We start from the raw sequence: 4,789 nt of genomic DNA on the forward strand, positions 1-4,789 counted from the left end.
GGTAACATTATCACTCTTATTGGCTTTGTTGCAAATCAGAGACCTATCTTTTTTTACCACAAAATGTTACGTGCTTTACATACAAAGCTTTTTAGCCTATTTCGTCGCCCCTTCAGGGATAGGTGATATAGCAACCTGTTAACAAAGGCTTCCTGAGATTTGAGTGGATAATGTGTCTTTTCAGATTTAAGTGGATAATGTGTCATGGTTCAATTACTCCAATTCGCTAGACTTCTTGATTGTCAAAGATGATTTGAAAATGAGCTTCTGTAATAAGCTTGTTCACAATCTTTAGATACTCCTCTGCATCATTGCGCTTACGAAATCTGGCAACGCAAATGTTAGCGGCTGGAGGTTCACATCTGAAAACAGCCCACGGGCTTAGAGTAGTGCGATAGGATTGCATGGTTTATTTTTCTTCCCTCGATACACGTTAAAAAACACCAGCGCAAAGCTTGACCAACCCCACGCTGGTGTGACTTTCTGTAAATTCATGAACACTTGATAAATGGGGTCATTCCATAGGCATTACTCCTCTGCTTCAGAGTCGAAATCAAACTCTAGATAACGACGTACATCTGTACTGTTGCGAAAGTTAAAATCTGCACTTTCACTCACTAGTACAGCGCGGCGTAAATAAACCAAGTATTTTTGTGGGAGAATAATTAATTAGATTAAAACAACTTTTTGTTGATGAGCAAGGAGTCAGGGTGTGGCACGATTAGCTCCAAAAGTATTAAATTTGAACGAGAGTGATGCCTGCGGCGGGCTACGCCTACGCTCAGAACTGCAACAGTTGGTAAACCGACACAATACAGCGCAACAAATAGTACTGCGTGCAAAAATAATTCTCCTAGCATCAGAGGGAAAAAATAATGGAGAAATTGCTAGAACATTAGATGTAAGCCTTGATATGGCTCGTTTATGGCGAAACCGATGGTTTGAAACTAGCGGTAAAAAGTTGCCTAGTTTAGAGAGATTACAAGATTCGGAGCGTATTGGGGCACCAGTAAAATTTAGTATGGAGCAAGTAATCGAGCTATTCGCCCTTGCATGTTCAAAACCCGAAGACTATGGACGACCAATAAGTCATTGGACACCAAGAGAACTAGCAGATGAAATTATAAAACTTGGCATTATCGAAAGCATATCTGTCCGTCATGTTGGAAGATTATTAGAGGAGGCAGAACTTAAACCACACCAGAGTCGTTACTGGTTAACCCCCCCCTGAAGATGAAGAATTTGACGCAAAAGTTGAAGATATTACTGGTTTATACATCAGCGCGATCGCTCGTCATCAAAACGGAGAGCGCACAATATCGATTGATGAAATGACGGGTATTCAAGCTACAGAGCGTCTAGAACAAGATTTGCCGATGCGACCAGGTAAAGTTGAAAGACGAGAGTTTGAGTACGTTCGTCACGGTACACAAAGTTTGATTGCTAATTTTGATGTCGCTACCGGTAAGATTATTGAGCCGACTTGTGGAAATTCTAGAACCGAAGAAGATTTTCTCGTCAATATTCGTAGAATTATTGAAAGTGAACCCGATGCCAATAAATGGCACTTAATCATGGATTGTCTGAATATTCATCAGTCTGAGTCGCTAGTTCGTTTAGTTGCAGAAAAAGAAGGTTTAGATATTGATCTGGGTATTAAGGGAAAAAGCGGTATACTCAAATCCATGAAATCCCGTACTGCTTTTTTGAAAGACCCAACACATAGAATCGTCTTTCATTACACACCAAAACATTCTTCTTGGCTCAACCAAATTGAGATTTGGTTTAGTATTTTAGTTCGTAAGTTACTAAGAAGAGCTAGCTTCAAAAGCCAGGATGACCTCAAAACTCGAATTCTTGGATTTATCGACTATTTTAATAAAACAATGGCTAAACCTTTTAAGTGGACGTATAAGGGAAAAGTGTTAGCTATCTAATACTTGGCTTATTTCCGCCGTGCTGTACTAGTGACAACGAGCGTAAACTCTCCTCAGCTTTATGTATTGCTGTGAGGAATTTAGTCATTTCTTTAGGTGGTGCTGTCACGCGGATTTTGATTCTTCCCATAGGCTATTCCTAGCTAACTATTCTGGTAAACAACTGTACAAATGCACCTCATCTCAATCACTGCAACTGATACAAGGACACTGGTAGCCTGAAATACCCTTCATCGGTCTTCAATGGCTAATGCACTCAAAGGTGCGAGTTTACCCCGTTCTGACTTGAGCTATGGAAGTGAGACACTTAATGTGACACCAGCCAAAATACCTGTCCTTTACCCAAGTCAGTTACCTGGCTGGTGTTTTTGTTGTCTATCGAAGCAAGCATACTTGCTTTTACTAACGAAAGTCAAGTGTGCTTGCTTAATTTGCTATTATGTCAAGAAAGAAACGACCGGAAAACCCAGAAGATATGCCAGCGTTGCAGATATTGCGTGAAGCCGTTGGTTTGACACAGGCACAGCTAGCCAGCCGTATTCCTGATAAAACCAGAAAAAAGACTCTAAGCCGTCAAGTTATTAGTGGATGGGAAAGAGGTGAATATGAACCAGAATTAACAATTCTCCAAGTCAAGGCTTTGTGCCGCGCTTTAGGTAAATCACTTGATGAGCTACCAGATGATTTTGGGAAACCCACTCAACTAATTAAACCTGAAAACTAAAAAGCATCGTTACCGCACTCCTCAGCAATGGGGAGTCTTTTTGCGATAGCGGCTCACACTTCCATCTATACACATGACTGGAATACGAAGCGGCGACAGGTAAATGTAAACCTCTAGAATGCTTACTCATAAAGGGTTTGAATCTATTTGCAGTAATTTTGTCTAAGAAGTTCTTGGACGAATTTTGCACATAGGGGAAATAAGCACTAAAAAACCCCTTGATTGCTTATTTTAAGGGGTAATTGATGGTTGAGTGATAAGGTTTATTTATCTCTGTCCTGAAGTAGCTTGTTAATTAACTCCTGTTGCTGCTTCATTTGCTCCCTGAGTAGGTCAATCTCTGACTGTTGCTGTACCTGTTGAGTAGTGGTAGCTGGTAAATGAGGATTAGTTTTGTCTGCAAATATCGCTACATCTTGGTAGTGCTTGTTTGACACTTCTATTTTATGTCCACACCAGTAGCTAACTTTTTTTTCATCAATCCCTAAATCAAAAACTGCATGAGTAATATAGGTATGCCGCGTGTTGTATGGCGATAAATATTTTGTGAGTTTACCTTGTTCTATTAATTGAGTAATTATTCCCTTGCGATTGCATTTACCTTTTTTCCTTCCGCGCCAAAATTCCGCAAAAACTGTATCATTAATAGTCTTTTCCAGCTTAGACTTAAAAACGACTTCGTTCGGTTCCCCTTGTGGAATAGATTTCAAAAAGTTCCACAATTCCTCATCCTTTGGCATCGGGAATCTTCTTGTTTCTTCACCCTTGTAAGTCCTATCATTTTTTAATGGGTAAAACTTTTTTGTTACCCTATCATAAGTTCTACGAATTAAAACACGTTCCTTATCCCATTCAATATCACCCCAATACATTGCTATTGCTTCACCTGTACGGCATCCAGTAAGAAATTTAAACTTTAAAAAATTAAACCAGTATGGATAATTTACTTGAACATAGTCAAGTATTATTTGTGCTTCATCCCAGGTGTAAGCTTTACCTCTATCTAGTACGTCATTATCAGCCTCTATTTCAACTTCGTTTTGAGTTTTTCCTTGTGCGCCTTTGCTAACTATTTCTTCGGACATACCTTCATAAGGATTATGAGATAAAAGCTTTTGTTTCATTCCCAATAGATAAGCTTTCGAGAGATTAGATAGTACCGCTTTTACGGTTTTATGATTCCTATTCTCTACTAACCAATTTCTAATTTTTATAGCATCCTCAGTTTTTGTAGCCTCAATTGCTGACTGAAGATGATTTTTGTATCTCCCTTGATATTTACCCTCATAAAAACTTTCTCTCAACCCTTGTTTCCTGTACTCGCAGTACATATCCCACACTTCCATTAGGGATAGTTGAGGCTTAGGTGGTAGTTGACCATCTGAGGTGGTAGCACTCTCTACTATCTTTAGGTCAGGTATGAGCTTTTGCTCTATTAAAATTTCTCGGTACTTACCCTCATCAAATTTACCGTCAGGCGTGGTTAGCTTCCAATCTTCCATCGCCAGTTGCAACCGAGGCGTTAGCGCCTGTGCTTTAGTCTCCCATCCATCAACATTAGAGATACCCGTCTTTAGTTTTTTTTGGTTAGGTTCGCCAGGGAAGTGAGTACGGGGAAAACAAGCTTTAATGCTATTACCGTCAGGGCGTACAGTTACTTGCCCTTTTTTAGCCTTACCCGATGGTGTTTTTGCACTGTTAGTCATAATGCTCAATTAATGCTCAAAGTGTGGAAGTCAGTTCTTCGACAACTATTATATGAGCATTATACATGATAGCGTTGTCTTCTTGAATAGACAACGCCGCGACATAACTCCGACTACCCCCACATGGAATATTGCAACAACCCCCGCACCACTAACGCTTCCAGTTATCCAACCTGTTGAAGTCCGTATCCCCACAGTCGAAATTCGGGATACAGCCAACAACGTACTGGTAAGCTGTATCGAAATTCTCTCCCCCGTAAACAAACGCGAACCAGGTATTACTGACTACCGCAAGAAACGCCAGCGTTTATATAATGCCAACGTCCATCTAATTGAAATTGACTTGCTGCGTCGGGGAAATCGACCATTTAACGTGTCGCGGAAGTCCCCACCTTCAATGTACTCATAAGGTGGGGATTGTG

General features: G+C 40.3%; 6 protein-coding genes. 4 read left to right on the forward strand and 2 right to left on the reverse strand.

The annotated features are described in order from the left end of the window. Positions 1–712 precede the first annotated feature (712 nt). Positions 713–1,231 carry a helix-turn-helix domain-containing protein gene (locus tag HWQ37_RS30960; protein ID WP_292754457.1) on the forward strand — a complete coding sequence of 173 codons (519 nt, stop codon included), beginning with the start codon at positions 713–715 and terminating at the stop codon, positions 1,229–1,231. A gap of 85 nt (positions 1,232–1,316) precedes the next feature. Further along, positions 1,317–1,937: a transposase gene (locus HWQ37_RS30965; RefSeq protein WP_292754470.1), complete on the forward strand. Its 621-nt coding sequence runs from the start codon at positions 1,317–1,319 to the stop codon at positions 1,935–1,937. Here the strand turns inward: HWQ37_RS30965 and HWQ37_RS30970 are convergent. Then, entirely contained in the window at positions 1,930–2,067 is a 138-nt protein-coding gene (locus HWQ37_RS30970; RefSeq protein ID WP_292754459.1) for a hypothetical protein, read from the reverse strand. The genes HWQ37_RS30965 and HWQ37_RS30970 overlap by 8 nt on opposite strands. Before the next feature lie 309 nt (positions 2,068–2,376). Between HWQ37_RS30970 and HWQ37_RS30975 the strand changes: the two genes are divergently transcribed. Next, positions 2,377–2,661: a helix-turn-helix transcriptional regulator gene (locus HWQ37_RS30975; protein WP_292754461.1), complete on the forward strand. Its 285-nt coding sequence runs from the start codon at positions 2,377–2,379 to the stop codon at positions 2,659–2,661. A 263-nt stretch (positions 2,662–2,924) separates the two neighbouring features. On the opposite strand, the gene HWQ37_RS30980 is transcribed toward HWQ37_RS30975, so the two are convergent. Beyond that, a complete protein-coding gene (locus tag HWQ37_RS30980) occupies positions 2,925–4,367 on the reverse strand; it encodes a site-specific integrase (RefSeq protein WP_292754464.1) in 1,443 nt (480 codons plus the stop codon). 52 nt (positions 4,368–4,419) lie between these two features. Here HWQ37_RS30980 and HWQ37_RS30985 point away from each other — a divergent pair, with 52 nt between their 5' ends. Next, positions 4,420–4,776 carry a DUF4058 family protein gene (locus HWQ37_RS30985; protein WP_292754467.1) on the forward strand — a complete coding sequence of 119 codons (357 nt, stop codon included), beginning with the start codon at positions 4,420–4,422 and terminating at the stop codon, positions 4,774–4,776. Positions 4,777–4,789 lie beyond the last annotated feature (13 nt).

This window comes from Nostoc sp. NMS4 (genome assembly GCF_017115095.1).
GTDB lineage: Bacteria > Cyanobacteriota > Cyanobacteriia > Cyanobacteriales > Nostocaceae > Nostoc.

Bases quoted from the DNA above. Each gene is read 5' to 3' on its own strand.
- HWQ37_RS30970 (WP_292754459.1), bottom strand. From the start codon at position 2,067: ATGGGAAGAATCAAAATCCGCGTGACAGCACCACCTAAAGAAATGACT.
- HWQ37_RS30975 (WP_292754461.1), top strand. From the start codon at position 2,377: ATGTCAAGAAAGAAACGACCGGAAAACCCAGAAGATATGCCAGCGTTG.
- HWQ37_RS30980 (WP_292754464.1), bottom strand. From the start codon at position 4,367: ATGACTAACAGTGCAAAAACACCATCGGGTAAGGCTAAAAAAGGGCAA.
- HWQ37_RS30985 (WP_292754467.1), top strand. From the start codon at position 4,420: ATGAGCATTATACATGATAGCGTTGTCTTCTTGAATAGACAACGCCGC.